This is a genomic window from Anaerosphaera aminiphila DSM 21120, from assembly GCF_900129925.1.
Taxonomy (GTDB): Bacteria; Bacillota; Clostridia; order Tissierellales; family Peptoniphilaceae; genus Anaerosphaera; species Anaerosphaera aminiphila.
The window spans coordinates 17,134-33,188 of record NZ_FQXI01000011.1 but is presented as its reverse complement, the minus strand read 5'-3'; the positions used below and the strand labels follow the sequence as shown (position 1 = coordinate 33,188).

General features: G+C 32.5%; 14 protein-coding genes and 1 other annotated feature. Of the genes, 11 read left to right on the top strand and 3 right to left on the bottom strand.

What is annotated here, in order from left to right; all coding sequences use genetic code 11:
• The first annotated feature begins 16 nt into the window (after nt 1-16).
• From rbr to BUB47_RS07255, 6 genes are all read left to right on the top strand, one after another.
• Entirely contained in the window at nt 17-604 is a 588-nt protein-coding gene (gene rbr / locus BUB47_RS07280; RefSeq protein WP_073185070.1) for a rubrerythrin, read from the top strand.
• 172 nt (nt 605-776) lie between these two features.
• Nucleotides 777-1,709, top strand: coding sequence for a metal ABC transporter solute-binding protein, Zn/Mn family (locus BUB47_RS07275; RefSeq protein WP_073185069.1), 933 nt, complete (start codon nt 777-779; stop codon nt 1,707-1,709).
• Between the two features lie 13 nt (nt 1,710-1,722).
• The gene (locus BUB47_RS07270; protein ID WP_073185068.1) at nt 1,723-2,448 is read left to right on the top strand and encodes a metal ABC transporter ATP-binding protein; all 726 of its coding nucleotides are present in this window, start codon (nt 1,723-1,725) and stop codon (nt 2,446-2,448) included.
• Nucleotides 2,441-3,325, top strand: a complete 885-nt coding sequence (locus tag BUB47_RS07265) for a metal ABC transporter permease (protein WP_073185067.1) — start codon at nt 2,441-2,443, stop codon at nt 3,323-3,325. Before BUB47_RS07270 ends, BUB47_RS07265 begins: the two co-directional genes overlap by 8 nt.
• Nucleotides 3,322-4,458 (top strand): metal ABC transporter permease, encoded by a 1,137-nt coding sequence (locus BUB47_RS07260; RefSeq protein WP_073185066.1) that lies wholly within the window; start codon nt 3,322-3,324, stop codon nt 4,456-4,458. Before BUB47_RS07265 ends, BUB47_RS07260 begins: the two co-directional genes overlap by 4 nt.
• Nucleotides 4,459-4,463: 5 nt before the next feature.
• Nucleotides 4,464-4,862 (top strand): metal-dependent transcriptional regulator, encoded by a 399-nt coding sequence (locus BUB47_RS07255; protein ID WP_073185106.1) that lies wholly within the window; start codon nt 4,464-4,466, stop codon nt 4,860-4,862.
• A 25-nt stretch (nt 4,863-4,887) separates the two neighbouring features.
• On the opposite strand, the gene BUB47_RS07250 is transcribed toward BUB47_RS07255, so the two are convergent.
• Nucleotides 4,888-5,547 (bottom strand): MgtC/SapB family protein, encoded by a 660-nt coding sequence (locus BUB47_RS07250; protein ID WP_143270623.1) that lies wholly within the window; start codon nt 5,545-5,547, stop codon nt 4,888-4,890.
• 141 nt (nt 5,548-5,688) lie between these two features.
• Nucleotides 5,689-5,857, top strand: a binding site (T-box leader).
• 44 nt (nt 5,858-5,901) lie between these two features.
• On the opposite strand from BUB47_RS07250, the gene serS reads away from it, so the two are divergent.
• The gene (serS, locus tag BUB47_RS07245; protein WP_073185064.1) at nt 5,902-7,191 is read left to right on the top strand and encodes a serine--tRNA ligase; all 1,290 of its coding nucleotides are present in this window, start codon (nt 5,902-5,904) and stop codon (nt 7,189-7,191) included.
• Between the two features lie 59 nt (nt 7,192-7,250).
• Here serS and BUB47_RS07240 read toward each other — a convergent pair whose 3' ends face one another.
• Nucleotides 7,251-8,612 carry an aldehyde dehydrogenase gene (locus BUB47_RS07240; protein ID WP_200779496.1) on the bottom strand — a complete coding sequence of 454 codons (1,362 nt, stop codon included), beginning with the start codon at nt 8,610-8,612 and terminating at the stop codon, nt 7,251-7,253.
• A 292-nt stretch (nt 8,613-8,904) separates the two neighbouring features.
• Between BUB47_RS07240 and BUB47_RS07235 the strand changes: the two genes are divergently transcribed.
• Nucleotides 8,905-11,601 carry a calcium-translocating P-type ATPase, PMCA-type gene (locus tag BUB47_RS07235; RefSeq protein WP_073185062.1) on the top strand — a complete coding sequence of 899 codons (2,697 nt, stop codon included), beginning with the start codon at nt 8,905-8,907 and terminating at the stop codon, nt 11,599-11,601.
• Between the two features lie 33 nt (nt 11,602-11,634).
• Here the strand turns inward: BUB47_RS07235 and BUB47_RS07230 are convergent, their stop codons facing one another.
• Nucleotides 11,635-12,522, bottom strand: a complete 888-nt coding sequence (locus tag BUB47_RS07230; RefSeq protein ID WP_073185061.1) for a MurR/RpiR family transcriptional regulator — start codon at nt 12,520-12,522, stop codon at nt 11,635-11,637.
• Nucleotides 12,523-12,747: 225 nt separating this feature from the next.
• On the opposite strand from BUB47_RS07230, the gene BUB47_RS07225 reads away from it, so the two are divergent.
• The 3 genes from BUB47_RS07225 to BUB47_RS07215 all read left to right on the top strand — a co-directional run bounded on the left by BUB47_RS07225 (nt 12,748) and on the right by BUB47_RS07215 (nt 16,042).
• Nucleotides 12,748-14,025, top strand: a complete 1,278-nt coding sequence (locus tag BUB47_RS07225) for a dicarboxylate/amino acid:cation symporter (protein ID WP_073185060.1) — start codon at nt 12,748-12,750, stop codon at nt 14,023-14,025.
• Between the two features lie 92 nt (nt 14,026-14,117).
• Nucleotides 14,118-15,119, top strand: coding sequence for an aminopeptidase (locus tag BUB47_RS07220; RefSeq protein WP_073185059.1), 1,002 nt, complete (start codon nt 14,118-14,120; stop codon nt 15,117-15,119).
• Nucleotides 15,120-15,226: 107 nt separating this feature from the next.
• A complete protein-coding gene (locus tag BUB47_RS07215) occupies nt 15,227-16,042 on the top strand; it encodes a nitrilase-related carbon-nitrogen hydrolase (protein WP_073185058.1) in 816 nt (271 codons plus the stop codon).
• Nucleotides 16,043-16,055 lie beyond the last annotated feature (13 nt).

Genomic DNA, 16,055 nt, shown 5'->3' with positions numbered 1-16,055 from the left:
AATGGGGGTAGATAGAATGAAAAAATTAGAAAAAGGTACAGAAACAGTAGTCAATTTAATGAAGTCTTTTGCAGGAGAATCTCAAGCAGCAATGAGATATTCTTACTATGCAAAACAAGCTAAGAAAGAAAACTTAATTCAAATATCTAATATATTTGAGGAAACTTCTAAAAATGAAGCAGAACATGCAAAGAGATTTTATAAATTCTTAAATGCGGATTTAATGAATGAAAATGTAGAAATTACATCTTCTTTTCCTATACATTTAGATGATACAAAAACTAATTTGCTAGCAGCAGCAAAAGGTGAAAATGAAGAGCATGAGTCAATGTATCCTGAGTTTGCTAAAATTGCAAGAGAAGAAGGATATGCTGAAATAGCTGAAGTATTTACTGAAGTTGCAGAAGTAGAAGAAGCTCATGAAAAAAGATTTTTAAAATTACATGAAAACTTAGAAACAGGCTACTTATTTAAAAAAGATGAAGTTGTTCTATGGAAATGTAACAATTGCGGATATATTCACGAAGGTGTAGAAGCTCCACTAGTATGTCCAGCTTGTGCACATCCACAAGGATATTTCGAAGTATTTGTAGAAACTTATTAAAAAAATTAAAACTGGCGAAAGCCAGTTTTTTTAATGTCCAATATTAATTTGATTTTAACAGTGGGTAGTAGCAGTATTTAAAAATATTGACAAAGTTTTTAAATGAAATTATACTTAATTAGTAAGGTGTGGCGAACTTTATTTTAAAACACTATGCCAACAGGAGAAAATCATGAAGAAAATAATAACTATACTAACTGTATTACTTACCTTAGTTGGATGTCAAAGTAGTGAAACTAAAAATACAAGTACTACAGATAAACATTTAGATAAAAAAGTTGTAACAGTTACAACTTCTTTTTTAAATGATATGGTAAATGAGTTGGCAGGAGACATAGTAGATAGAGAAGTTGTTATTCCTGCGGGAGAAAGTCCTCATTTATATGTAGCAAAGCCAAAAGATCTTCAAAAAATTTACGATGGAGACTTAGTTTTATATCAAGGGCTTGGATTTGAAGGAAACTTAACAGAAGCTTTAGAACAAGAAGGATATTGTGTTACAGAAAATTTTTCAAAAGATGATGTTAAAACTATAGATGATGAAGGCAATGAAATAATAGATCCTCACTTTTGGTTTAATATAGATTTTTATAAACTTGCAACTGAAAATGTAAGTAAAAAATTAGTTGAACTAGTTCCTGAACAAAGAGAAACTATAGAAAAAAACACAGAGAATTATATTTCTCAGCTTACAAAGTTAGATGAAGAAAATAGAAATTTGTTATCGCAAATACCTGAGGATAGCAAATATCTAATCACTCCTCACGACGCATTTAACTATTTTTCTGAGTGGTATAATATTCCGGTGAAGGCGCCTCAAGGTATGGGTAGTGATACGGAAGTTGCCAATAAAGATATTCAAAAGACAGTGGATTTTATTATAGACCACAAAATAAAAGCTGTTTTTGCAGAGTCTACAACAGATCCTGCCAGAATGGAAAAATTACAGGAAGATTGTAAATCGAGAGGCTTTGAGGTAAAAGTAGTAAGCGGAAAAAATCAAGAACTATTTTCAGACTCACTTGCTCCAAAAGGCGAAATAGGAGATACTTTTATAGGAATGTATAAACATAATGTAGAGTTAATAACAGAAAATTTAAAATAATATGGAGCAGTTTATGGACGATATAATAATTAAAGTTGAAGATTTAAGCATTGCATATGATGACAAACCGGTTTTATGGGACAATGACATTGATATAGTAAAAAACTCCAGAACTGCCATAGTAGGACCTAATGGTGCCGGAAAGTCTACATTGATAAAGGGAATACTGGGGCTTAAGAAAAAACTTTCTGGGAAAGTTTCTATTATGGGAAAAGACATAAGAGAAGTAAAAAAAGAAATTGCTTATATCCCGCAGTCAAGCTCAGTTAACTGGGACTTTCCAACTACAGTTATAGATGTAGTTCTAATGGGAAGGTATGTACACTTAGGTTGGATAAAGAGACCTGCAAAAAGCGATTTAAAACTTGCGGAAGAAGCTCTTGAAAAAATTGGAATGCTGGAATTTAAAGATAGACAGATTTCTCAGTTGTCAGGTGGGCAAAAACAGCGTGTCTTTATAGCTAGGGCAATAGCTCAAGATGCAACTATTTATTTTATGGATGAGCCACTGGCAGGAGTTGACAATAAAACAGAAAATGTAATTATAGATTTTTTAAAGGAAGCGCAAAAAAAAGGAAAGACTTCAGTAGTAGTACACCATGATTTAAACACTGTTAAGGATTACTTTGACCACATTATAATTTTAAATAAGAGAGTAGTTGCACAGGGAAAAGTTGAAGATGTATTTACAAGAGAAAATTTAAGAAAAGCATCAATGGTAGGTGATTTTATTGTCTAGTGTTGAAGTTTTAACGAGCTATTCTTTTTTAATAGTGGCACTTGGTACAGTAATACTTGCAATGGCTTCAGGTGCTATAGGGTGCATTACAGTTTTAAAGGGACAGTCTTTAATAGGTGATGCAATTGGGCACGCTGCCTTTCCGGGGATTGTGCTGGCATTTATGTTGTTTTTGCAAAGAGACCCGTTATTATTACTAATGGGGGCGATAGTATCAGGAGCAACGGCATTTATGCTAATAGAGCTTATTAATGCTAACTCTAAGCTGAGTTTAGATTCAACTTTAGCCATTATACTGTCTACTTTTTTCGGACTTGGAATGGTACTTAAAAGTTACATTCAGGGCAATGAAAACTATACAGGAGCATCTCAGTCAGGACTTCAAAATTATATATTTGGACAGGCTGCCTACATGATGAAAGATGATGTAAAACTAATTTTATTAGTATCTATAGTTTCAATTGTACTGCTGATTTTATGCTACAAGGAAATAAAAGTTTTTATTTTTGATGAAGTTTATTCAAAGACAATAGGTTTAAATACAAGTGTCCTATATGCAATAGTACTTTTTGTAACTATGAGCTTGATTGCAGCGGGTTTAAAGATAGTGGGAGCAGTTTTAATATCTTCGCTTTTAATTATTCCGGCCATAACTGCAATGCAATGGAGTGAAAAATTTAGTCATGTGTTAATTATAGCCTCAGCTGTGGGAGGAGTTTCAGCACTTGTGGGAACTTATATTTCTACAGCTTACAACGGAATGAGCACCGGACCTGTAATAATTGTAATAATGAGTATTTTTTCTTTTATATCCCTAATAATTGGGCCTCATGGAATGATTGCAAACTATAGAAATAGAAAGAAGTACATGCTATGAACGGATTTGAAAATTTGACTTTAATAGAATATGAACCTCTTTTTATTTTAATTATAACTTCTATAGCTTGTGCGTTAATAGGAAGTTTTCTGGTTCTTAGAAAGCTGTCCATGGTTGCGGATGCAATTTCTCATTCAGTGCTACTTGGAATTGTGCTGGCATTTTTTATTACAAATGACAGTTCATCGCCCTATTTAATATTCGGCGCATCTCTATTTGGAGTTATTACAGTTTTTTCAATTGAAATGTTGTCAAATACAGGGTTAGTAAAAAATGACGATGCAGTTGGAATAGTATTTCCACTATTTTTTTCAATAGCTGTAATTTTAATTACAAAATACGCCAGAAATATGCCTTTTGATACAGATACTGTCCTAATGGGAGAAGTTATAATGGCACCGTTAAAGAGAATAACAGTCTTAGGAATTTCTATGCCGAAATCACTTTTTCAAATGGGAATAATGTTAGTGATAAATGTTGTATTTATAATTACATTTTTTAAAGAGTTAAAAGTTACAACCTTTGATCAGCAATTTGCAACTATAGCAGGATTTTCATCTACAGTTTTATTTTATATGTTAATGACTTTGTCTTCATTTACAACAGTAATTGCCTTTAGTGCAGTAGGTGCAATTCTGGTAATTTCATTTTTAATAGCGCCCAGTGCATCAGCTTATTTAATTTCAAAGGACTTAAAAGCGATGTTAATAGTATCTTGTCTATATGCTGTATTAAATTCAGTTTTAGGATATTTACTGGCAATGAAATTAAATGTATCTATGTCGGGAATGGTAGCAGTAGTAGCTGGAATAACATTTTTTATGACATTTCTATTTAATAGAGATGGGCTCATTACATCTGAAATCTTAAGAGTAAAAAACAAAAAACTGTTAAAGACTCAGTTATTCGTAATGCACATAGGAAATCACCTTGAAGAAAAAAATAGACTTGAGCACCTTGGAGTAGATACAATTAAAGACAACTTAAATTGGAGCCAAGAGGAAGTAGATAGACAAGTTACTATATTAAAAAAGCGGGGAATGTTGGAAATAAATGAAAAATTAAAGACATACTCACTTACCAATAGGGGAATTCAAGAATTTGAAGAGATTAAAAAGAGTTACGGGATGTGATTTCAGTGAATTCAAGTAGAGAAAATTATATACAGGCAATATATAGACTTTCAAGTGAAGTAGGATATACTACAAATAAAGAAATTTCAGATTTTTTTAAAATATCAAAATCTTCAGCAAGTGAAATGGTAAAGAAGCTAAAATCGGAAAACTATTTAGAAGTTGAAAATAAGCAAATTTCATTGACAAATGAAGGAGTAGAGCTTGCTGAAAAGATAATTTCAGCTCATAGAATTTGGGAGTATTTTTTAAGTGAGTACTTAGATATGAGCTTAGAGGAGATTCACAAACAGTCAGATTTATTGGAGCACGTAACAGATGATGAATTGCTGGAAAAATTAAACAAGTTTTTAAATTATCCAAAAAAATGTCCGTGTGGAGAGATAATATATGAAAATAAATAGAAGTATAGCTTGTAGTTTTCATGAGCTATACTTCTATATTTTTAATTCCATTGAAGTCGGAAATTTTTTGACTAATGTCCCACTTGTTTAATTCCTGTGGTAAATTTACAAAAAGTAAAATATTAGAATGGGAATTATTAGTTTTTTCTAATTTTATAGATAAAAGTTCTACTCCCAGATTTTGAATATATTCAGAAAAGTCTTTTAATTTAAAAACTTCATTTTCTACAGTAATTGCAATAGACTGTTCTCCAAAGAGTAAGTGATTTTTTTGAAATTTTGAAAGTAAAAAGTTAATTGTAAACATAAGTATAGTTGTAAATACACCTAGATATATCATACCGGCGCCTATTGCCATAGCTATAATAGCAGTACCCCAAATGCCGGCTGCAGTTGTAATTCCACTTACAATTTTATCTCTTCTTACAAATATTAAACCTGCTCCCAAGAAACCGACACCTGAAACTATTTGTGCAGCTATTCTAGTTGGGTCTGAGTCGTAAAATGCATAGGCTGATATAATCATACACAGAGAAGAGGCCATTGCAACTAGGCAGTGAGTCTTAATTCCGGCACCTTTATTTTTACTCTCTCTTTCATATCCTATAATAAAACCACAGAGCGTGGCTATTAAAATGCGAATAATATAGACAAAGTTGTAATCTAAATAATTAAAATAATTCATATACATCACCTCAATAATTTAAATAGTTATGCGTAATGTCTTAATAATTGTGCAAATATTATATCATGCAAGTTAGAGATATATACAATTATTTTTTATATTTGTAAAAACTATTCTATTTTGATATAATGACTTCATATTAATATGACGATGACGAGGAATAGTAAAATAGAGTTATTTTAAAGAGAGTTTATGGTTGGTGAAAATAAACATTTAAACTATTTGAATCCGCCTTTGAGTTATGAGTTTAAAGAGAGAGCCTATAAATAGGTTAATTAGGGTGGCAACGCGGGTCTTACTCGTCCCTTTTGGGATGAATAGGGCTCTTTTTTTGTATATTTTTGGAGGTATAAAATGTTAGATATTAAATTTGTTAGAGAAAATCCTGAAGCTGTAAAAGAAAACATCAAGAAAAAATTTCAAGATGAAAAATTACCCCTTGTAGATGAAGTAATTGAACTGGATACAAAGTTAAGAGCAGTTAAGACTGAAGGTGACGAGTTAAGGTCAAAGAGAAATAAGCTTTCAAAAGATATTGGAACTCTTATGAAAAATAAAGAGATTGAAAAGGCTGAAGAAACTAAAGAAGAAGTAAAAAACATCAATGACAAACTTGAAAAATTGGAATTAGAAGAAAAAGACCTTGATGAAGTAGTTCTTCAAAAAATGATGGTGATTCCTCAAATAATGGACCCAACTGTTCCAATAGGAAGGGACGATTCAGAAAATGTGGAGCTTGAAAAATTTGGAGAACCGGTAGTTCCGGAGTTTGAAGTTCCATACCACATAGATATTATGGAGTCTTTTGACGGAATAGATTTAGATGCTGCCAGAAAAACTTCTGGAAATGGATTTTACTATTTAAAGGGAAATATTGCAAGACTTCACTCTGCAATACTTTCATATGCAAGAGATTTTATGATAGACAGAGGATTTACTTACTACATTCCACCATTTATGATTCGCTCAGATGTAGTTACAGGAGTAATGAGTTTTGCTGAAATGGAAAATATGATGTATAAAATTGAAGGTGAAGACTTATATTTAATTGGAACTAGTGAACACTCAATGATTGGGAAATTTATTAATACAATAAATCCCGAAGAAGACATGCCTCAAGCACTTACTTCTTATTCACCATGTTTTAGAAAAGAAGTGGGAGCACATGGAATAGAAGAAAGAGGAGTTTATAGAATACATCAATTTGAAAAGCAAGAAATGGTTGTAATCTGTAAACCGGAGGACTCTCCATATTGGTATGATCAACTTTGGAATAACACTGTAGACTTCTTTAGAAGTTTAGATATTCCAGTTAGAACACTAGAGTGTTGTTCAGGAGATTTAGCTGATTTAAAAGTAAAATCACTAGATGTAGAAGCTTGGTCACCTCGCCAAAAGAAATATTTTGAAGTTGGCTCATGTTCTAATTTAGGAGATGCACAAGCAAGAAGATTAAATATAAAGTTAAGGGGAGAAGAGGGAACGTACTTAGCTCACACTCTTAATAATACAGTAGTAGCTCCACCTAGAATGTTAATTGCATTCTTAGAAAATTTGCTTCAAGCAGATGGAACTGTTAGAATTCCGGAACCACTACAACCATATATGGGCGGAATTAAAGAACTTACACCTATTAAAAAATAATATAAATTTAAAGTGCACATATAAGCTTAATAACTTGTAAGTGCACTTTTTAAAATAAACTACTTTAATATTTTTTTAATAATATTTAATTTTTTATCAGTGTAGGGCATATACCTAAATGGTACATCAAAAATGCTGCTCTGTTTAAAAATACTCTTATAGTGAGTAAAGGTGTCAAAACTTTTTTTGCCATGGTAACTGCCTATACCTGAATTTCCAACTCCACCAAAGGGCAAGTTGGGATTAGATAAGTGCACTATAGTGTCGTTAATACACCCTCCTCCAAAAGAACAACTGCCAGTTACTTTTGCTATATTTTCTTTGTTTTCAGAAAAAATATAGAGGGCAAGTGGCTTTTCAAAATTTGCAATATACTCTATGCACTCACTTAAATTTGAATAGCTGATTATTGGAAGAATTGGACCAAAAATTTCATCTCTCATAATTGGAGAAGAAAGAGTAACTTCATCTATCAGCGTAGGTTCAATAAATTTTCTATCGTCATCAAAAGTTCCGCCTAATATAATGTGTTCATCTCTCATAAGATTTTTAAGCCTATTATAGTGAGCTTCATTTATAATATTTACCATACTTGACATGTCCTTATCTACAAAAAAACTATTTAAAGCATTTTTAAATTCAGTTATAAATTCTTCTTTTACAGATTTGTGAATTAGTAAGTAGTCCGGCGCCACACAGGTTTGACCGGCATTTATTACTTTTCCAAATGCAATTCGCCTAGCAGAGAGTTTTATATTGGCACTTTCATCTACAATTGCAGGACTTTTTCCGCCTAATTCTAAAGTCACAGGCGTTAAATGATTTGAAGCTGCACTCATTACTATTTTTCCCACATTAGAACTTCCTGTAAAAAATATATAGTCGAACTTTTCCTCGAGAAGTAACGTAGTTTCTGAGACTCCACCTTGAACAACACTTATATACTCTTTAGGAAAAGCGTCAGAAATTATCTTAGATATAATATCACTAGTATGTGGAGTGTATTCCGAGGGTTTTATAATAGCAGTGTTGCCACTGGAAATAGAGCCTACTAATGGAAGTAGACATAACTGTAGCGGATAGTTCCAAGGAGAAATTATTAAAACTGTTCCATAGGGCTCTGGAGTTATAAAACACTTGCCTGGTATTTGAGCCATAGAAGTTTTGACATGTTTTTTTTTCATCCATTTTTTTAAATGTCTTTGGTGAAAGGAGATTTCATCTAATATAATTCCGATTTCAGTTATATAAGTCTCCGCCTTAGATTTATTTAAATCTAGCTTCATAGAACTGTTAATTTCATCTTCATACTTTAGAATGGAATTTTTAAGTTTATTTAGAGATTCCATTCTGAAATTATAATCTCGAGTAGCGCCTGAAGAAAAATATTCTTTTTGAGAATTTACAATATTTTTAACCAATATAATCATTCCTTTTAAATAGTAACTATATATTTTTATTAGAGATATTATATCATTTTTACGTATTATAACTTGATAAATTTATACAATGGTAAAAAATATGTAAAATAATGATTAAAAGTATGAAAACATGAGTAAAATAGGGTATAATAATTATTACATTGGGGAGTAGCTAATTAATTTTCAGTCGTCAATACGGCAATAGCCCGGCTGAAAACCCATCAGGGTAGCAAGACCACTGTTTCAGACGGAGCAGTGGTTTTTTTCAAATGATTTTTGAGGAGGAATGTAATTGGAATGGTATAATAAGAGTCCAGAAGATACCTTGAAAGAACTAGAGAGTTCAAATAAGGGGTTATCAACTGAAATAGCACAAAAAAGGCTTCAAGAATTTGGGAAAAATGAACTTAAAAAAGAAGAAAAAAAACCATTTATAAAAAAGCTTGCAGATCAATTTTTAGACCCAATGATAATAATTTTGATAGTGGCAAGTATTGTTTCAGCAATGATAGGGGAAGTAGTAGACGCAGTAATAATTATAGCAATTGTTGTAGTTAATGCAATTTTATCTCTTTACCAAGAAGGTAAGGCAGAAGAAGCTATAGCCGCCCTTCAAAAAATGTCTTCACCTAAGGCAAAGGTAGTTAGAAATGGAGAGTTTGAAGAAATTGACTCTGCAGAAATTGTTCCAGGAGATTATATTATTTTGGAGACAGGAGATATAGTTCCTGCAGATTTAAGGCTTGTAGATAGTAAAAACTTAAAAATTGACGAGTCCTCACTTACAGGAGAATCTGTTCCAGTGGAGAAAAAAGCTTCTATTGTCTACGACGGAGTTATGGAAATAGGTGATAGAGAAAACTTAGCTTACTCATCTACAATAATTTCTTATGGTAGAGGGGCAGGTGTAGTAATTGAAACTGGGACAAAAACTGAAATAGGTAAAATTGCCCAATCAATTCAAACAGTTGACAGTGAACAGACACCGCTTCAAAAGAAACTAGCTGGACTTTCAGCACTTCTAGGAAAGTTAGTAGTAGCAATATGTGTTTTAGTTTTAGGTGTTGGAATTTTATATAAACACGACTTTATGGATATGTTTATGATTTCAATTTCTCTTGCAGTAGCAGCAGTACCGGAAGGACTTCCTGCAATAGTTACAATTGTACTTTCAATTGGAATGAGCAAGATGGCAGAGAGACACGCAATAGTAAAAAAACTTCTTGCTGTTGAAACTCTGGGAACAACTACTGTAATTTGTTCAGATAAGACAGGAACTTTAACACAAAATGAAATGACAGTTACAAAAGCCTACTTAGATGGCAAAATATTAGAAGTTTCAGGAACCGGATATTCACCAAAGGGCAGTATAACCTTTGAAGGAGAGCAAGTTTCAGAAAACAACTTTAAAGATATTGAATTTATGTCTTCAATAGCAGCTCTTACAAATGATGCTCAATTGACATTTAAAGATTCTGTAGCTGGAATAATTGGAGATCCAACAGAGGGAGCTCTTTTGACATTCGCAGAAAAAGCTGGATATTCAGTAACTGAATTAAATGAGAAGTACAACAGAGAAGCAGAAATACCATTTGACTCTGAAAGAAAGATGATGACAACATTTCACTCTAAATTTATTAAAGATAAAATTGTTTCTTTCACAAAAGGTGCACCAGATATAATCTTGTCAAAGTGTAGTTTTTACTTAGATCAAGGTGAAGTAAAAGAACTTACAGAGCAAAAGAGAAATGAAATAATGGAAATAAACTCTTCATTTGCCAAACAAGCACTTAGAGTTTTGGGATATGCATATAGAGAGTTTAGTGAACTTCCAAAAGACTTAACCAGTGAAAACATTGAGAATGAAATGATATTTGTAGGGCTTACAGGAATGATTGACCCGGCTAGACCGGAGGCAAAAGTTGCCATAGCAGAATGTAAGAGTGCAGGAATAATTCCTATAATGATTACAGGAGACCATATTGAAACAGGATTTGCCATAGCAAAGGAACTTGGAATAGCTGACAGTGAATCACAGGCTATAATGGGACGAGAATTAAATGAAATGAACGATGAAGAACTTAGAGAGACAGTAAAGACTAAGAGAGTATTTACTAGAGTGTCTCCTGAGAACAAAGTTCAAATAGTTACGGCATTAAAAGACAATGGGCACATCACTGCAATGACAGGAGACGGAGTAAATGACGCCCCTGCAATAAAGAGAGCAGATATTGGTATAGCAATGGGAATTACGGGAACAGATGTAGCTAAAAATACAGCTGATGTAATTTTAACAGATGACAACTTTGCGACTATAGTACATGCTGTTGAAGAGGGAAGAGTAATATACTCAAATATTAAAAAGTTTGTAGGATATTTATTATCATGTAATATTGGAGAAGTATTAGTTATATTTATATCTATAATATTAAACTTGCCAGTTCCGCTAATACCAATTCACTTATTGTGGTTAAATTTAGTTACAGATTCATTTCCGGCAATGGCGCTGGGGGTTGAAAAAGGCGACGACGATATAATGGAACAACCACCAAGAGATCCAAATGAACCTATTTTAGATCCTGAGTTAAAAATTACAGTTGCCGTTCAATCAATAGCAATAACAATTGCAACACTAGGTGCTTATGTAATAGGATTAACTTGGCATGGAGATACTGGAGAGGGCTTAATGGATGCAAGGACAATGGCCTTTGCAACATTGATTTTAGCAGAACTTCTAAGAGCTTATTCAGCAAGATCTATTAGGAAGACAATATTCCACATAGGAGTATTTTCAAATAAAAAGCTTGTAATTGCCACAGCATTTTCATTTGCACTAATGGTTATAGTAATGTATGTACCGGGAATTAGGGAAATATTTGAACTTGATAACATTGGCCTTAAAGACTGGTCAGTAGTTTTAATCGCTTCATTTATTCCGCTAGTTTTAGGAGAAATTCAAAAAGTTATAAGATTTAAAAAGAAAAAATAAAAGAAAAGGTCTGGACTAAATAGTTCAGACCTTTTATAAATTATTATATTTTTGATAGATGCCAAGTTCATTCCAAAATGTTTCAAGGTGTTTAATTTTGTCTTTACTACCACTATTTTTAGCTGCAACAGAATTTAAAATTCCCGTTACAACACACATGACAGGGATTAAATTGTCTGAAAAAGATAGTAGTTCATTGTTTATTAACAGAGGAACAGTGGAAAATTTGACCAGTGGTGAAGTTATAGTATCAGTTATACATATAGTTTGAGCTCCTTTTTTGTAGGCATATTCATGAACTTCTAAAGTTGTATTTAAATACCTGGGTAAGCTTACAGAAAGTAGTACGTCATCTGGTTCAATTTTTGAAAGCATATCAAAATCTCTATTTATTCCGTCTAGAACAAAGACGTCATCTCTAATCCACTTAAGACCTAATCCCAGAAAATAAGTCACGCTGTAGGAACTTCTTGAACCGGATAGATAAACTCTCTTAGAATTAGAAAGGAGTTCCACAACTTTTGAAAAAGTGTTTTCATTAATATTGTGAATTAGCCAGTTAATGTCACTTACACTTTTTTGAAGGACATTGTATAAAATTTCCATTTCATCAGAAGTATTTTCTGAAATTGATTCTAGACGTTGAGTTACAGTTATTTTTTCTTTTAAAAAATTCTGCAATTCCTTTTGCATGTCTGAATATCCGTCATAGTCTATGGCGTTAGCAAAACGTATAACACTTGATTCACTTACATCGCAGAGTTTAGCTAGCTGACTTGAAGTTTGAAATACTGCCTTGTCATAATTTTCAAGAATGTAAACGGCAATTTTTCTATGAGTTTTGCTAAAACAATCTAAATTATTATCAATTTTTTCTAAAATATTCTCACTACTAGTATTTAAATCCTCCAAGTTGTTCATATGTAACACCTCCCTAAAAGTATATTTTATACTATTTGAATTTAAAAGTAAATATAAATGGACAATTTAAGCCAAGAAATATAAATGGTGGAAAATATTCACAAATCATTGAAAAAGAATTGACAATCGTCAAATGAGGTGTTATTCTAAAATAAGAAAGTAGACATAAATAAATAGAGAGGTGCTGGTATATTATATAAGGTTAGTTAAATAAGGAGGAATAGAATGGAAAACGTTACGAAAAAAAAGAAAATGCCGTCCTATGTAAAAATCTTTATAGGATTATTCGCAGGAGTTATATTTGGTTATATTTTAAACTTTTTTGGCGGAGAGACAGTGCCGGTAATTAAAGACCATATATTGCCATTTTTGCAATTTATAGGAGATTTTTTTATAAAACTAATAAAGATGGTTGTAGTACCACTTGTCTTCTTTAGTATTACAAATGCTGCAATATCTCTTAAGGATATTAGTAAGTTAAGAAGTGTGGGAGTTAAAACTATAGCTTGGTTTCTAATGAGTTCAGGTCTTGCATGTGCAATAGGTTTAATTTTAGCAAACTTAATAAAACCGGGCGTAGGTGTAGACTTTGGAAGTGTAAGTGCAGCAGCAGTAGAGATACAAGAACTACCTGGAATTTATGAGGTAATATTAGATTTAATACCTAATAATCCAATTGAATCCCTTGCAAATGGTGATATGATGCCTATAATTGTATTTGCACTATTTTTAGGATTTTCACTTATAGCACTTGGAGAAAAAGCAGAACCATTAAACAAAATTATTTCAATTGGCTCAGATGCAATGTTTTACATAATCGGAATAATTATAAAGATAATACCTATAGGAGTATTTGGGTTAATGTCAGTTGCTTTAGCTAAATTTGGTACTGCAATATTCGGTCCTGTTTTAAAATTTATTATTACAGACTATATAGCGTGCTTAATTATGCTAATTATAGTATATTCAATTTTCCTAAGGTTTATAGCTGGAGTAAATCCAATGCCATTTTATAGAAAGGCATTAGAACCTTGGATGATAGCATTTAGTACATGTACATCTTCTGCAGCTCTTCCTGTTTCAATGGAAGTTGGACCAAGACTGGGAGTTCCTAGAGATATTTCCGACTTTGTATTGCCCTTTGGAGCAACTGCCAATATGAATGGAACTTGTATATACTTTGGAATAATAGTAGTATTTGCAGCGCAATTGTACAACATAGAACTATCTGTACAACAACAAATTCTACTAGTAGTACAGGCAACATTTTTAAGTGTAGGATGTGCAGCAACTCCGCAAATTGGTTTGGTAATTAGTATAACACTACTTCAACAAATGGGATTGCCTTTAGAGGCAACAGCACTTATTGCAGGAGTATATAGAATAGTGGATCAAATGCACACATCTACAAATTCGGCTGGAGATTTAGTTACATCAGTTGTAGTTGCAAAAATGGAAGGCGAATTAGATAAAGATGTATATTATGATATGAGTATAAAATAATATGTTTTAGGAAAATGTTTTTATATTGTACATAATGTTTTATAACATAAAAAGTGATTTTAGTTGTATTTAATTTAAGGGGGAAATGAAAAATGTCAGATAACAAAATTATTGAATGTATGGAGAGAGCGGATTATATTTTAGGTACTTTAATGGCAGTAAAACCTGGTGAAGAAGTACTAATAGTAACAGATGCACAAACTGATGAGAGAATGTCAAATGCAATGGCAGCAGCAGCTCTTAAACTTGGTGCAGACTACACAGTGGCAATGACTCCAAGTAGACAACAAGACAAAGCTACAATATTTCCAAAGATGATTGAAAAAGCTATGGAAGGTTGCGATGTATTTATTGGAATGACAAAGGCATCTGGAGTTGCAATTTACAACAATAGATTAAAAGAACTTTTAAATGAAAAAGTATTCCGTGAGTGTTCAATAGTACTTAGAGATGTAGAAAACTTTACACAAGGTGGAGCACTAGCTGATTACGAAGCACTTTATGAGGAAGGTAAAAAACTTCAAGAAATTTGGAGAGGCAAAAAAATGGCTCATGTAACAACACCAGCTGGAACAGATCTTCACATGGAAATGAACCAAATGGAACCTATCATTGAGTGTGGAGTAGCTAAAAACCCTGGAGATGCAATGGCTTGGTCAGATGGCGAAGTTTCTTTAGGACCTGTTGTAGGGACTACACATGGAACACTAATTATGGATGGACCAATGGCTTACTACGGAGCTCCAACAGAGCCAGTAGAATTAAAAATTGAAGGTGGAAAAATTGTTGAAGTTGTGGGAGGAGATCCTAAAATTTGTAGACAAATTCAAAAGACACTAGATGAAATTAAAGATAGTGATAACATTGCTGAAATTGGAATTGGATTAAATCCAATGAGTATGTTCAATGGAGACTTTGAAGAAGAGAAAAAAGCTAGAGGAACTTGCCATATAGCAATGGGTAATGGGTTCTACTATGGACAACCAGCTATGTCAACAGTTCATATAGATATGGTAATGTACAATCCAACAGTTACCTTTGATGGTGAAGTAATAGTTGAGCATGGGAAAGTTGTTGCTTTAGGTGATAAATAATAAATTAATAATTACTGGGTAATAGTAAGTAGAGTTAGGATTTTCTAGTTCTAACTCTACTTTCATATAAAAATCAAAAATTATTTAGAAGAGGAGAGAACAATAATATGAAAAAAGAGCGTTTACTCAACATTGCAATAGGACAAATGTATCAAGAACCTGGCAACACTCAAGCTAATACAAACAAAATTTTAGAAATGATAGATGAGGCAGCTGAGAAGGAAGCAGATATTATAGTTTTTCCTGAGTTAGCTTATTCCGGTTATTTACTAGAATCGGAAGAACTTCAAAGATTGGCAGAACCGGTAGATGGACCGTTCGTTCAAACGTTAAAAAAGAAGGCTAAAGAAAAGAAAATTCACATAATAGCGGGATATCCAGAAGCAGATGCAGTGATTCCTGGTAGAATGTATAATTCATGTGTGTTTATAGACGATGATGGAAAAGTAATAGAAAATATGAGAAAAGTCTATGCATGGGGTCAAGAAAAGCTGAAATTTAGAGAAGGTAATAGACTTCCAGTTGTAGAGACTAAGTTTGGTAAGGTTGGAATGTTGATTTGTTACGACGTTGAACTTCCAGAGCCATCTAGAATAGAAGCTCTAAAAGGTGCAGAAATTATATTTGTATCTTCATTTTGGAGTATTCCAGCTCAGAGAAGATGGGATGTAGATTTAGCGGGAAATGCACTATTTAACGTGTTGTACATGGTTGGAGCTAACACTATTGGAGATAATACATGTGGAAGATCTCAAATAGTTGGACCTGATGGAGAAGTTGTTGCAATAGCAAGTGACGATAAAGAAGAAATTTTAATTCAACAAATAGACTTAGATAGAGTTATTGAAATGAGAAGTAAGCTTCCATATTTAAATGACTTTAAAGATGATACTTTTAGCATGGATGCAATAAATAAATACTGAGGAATCAATAAAA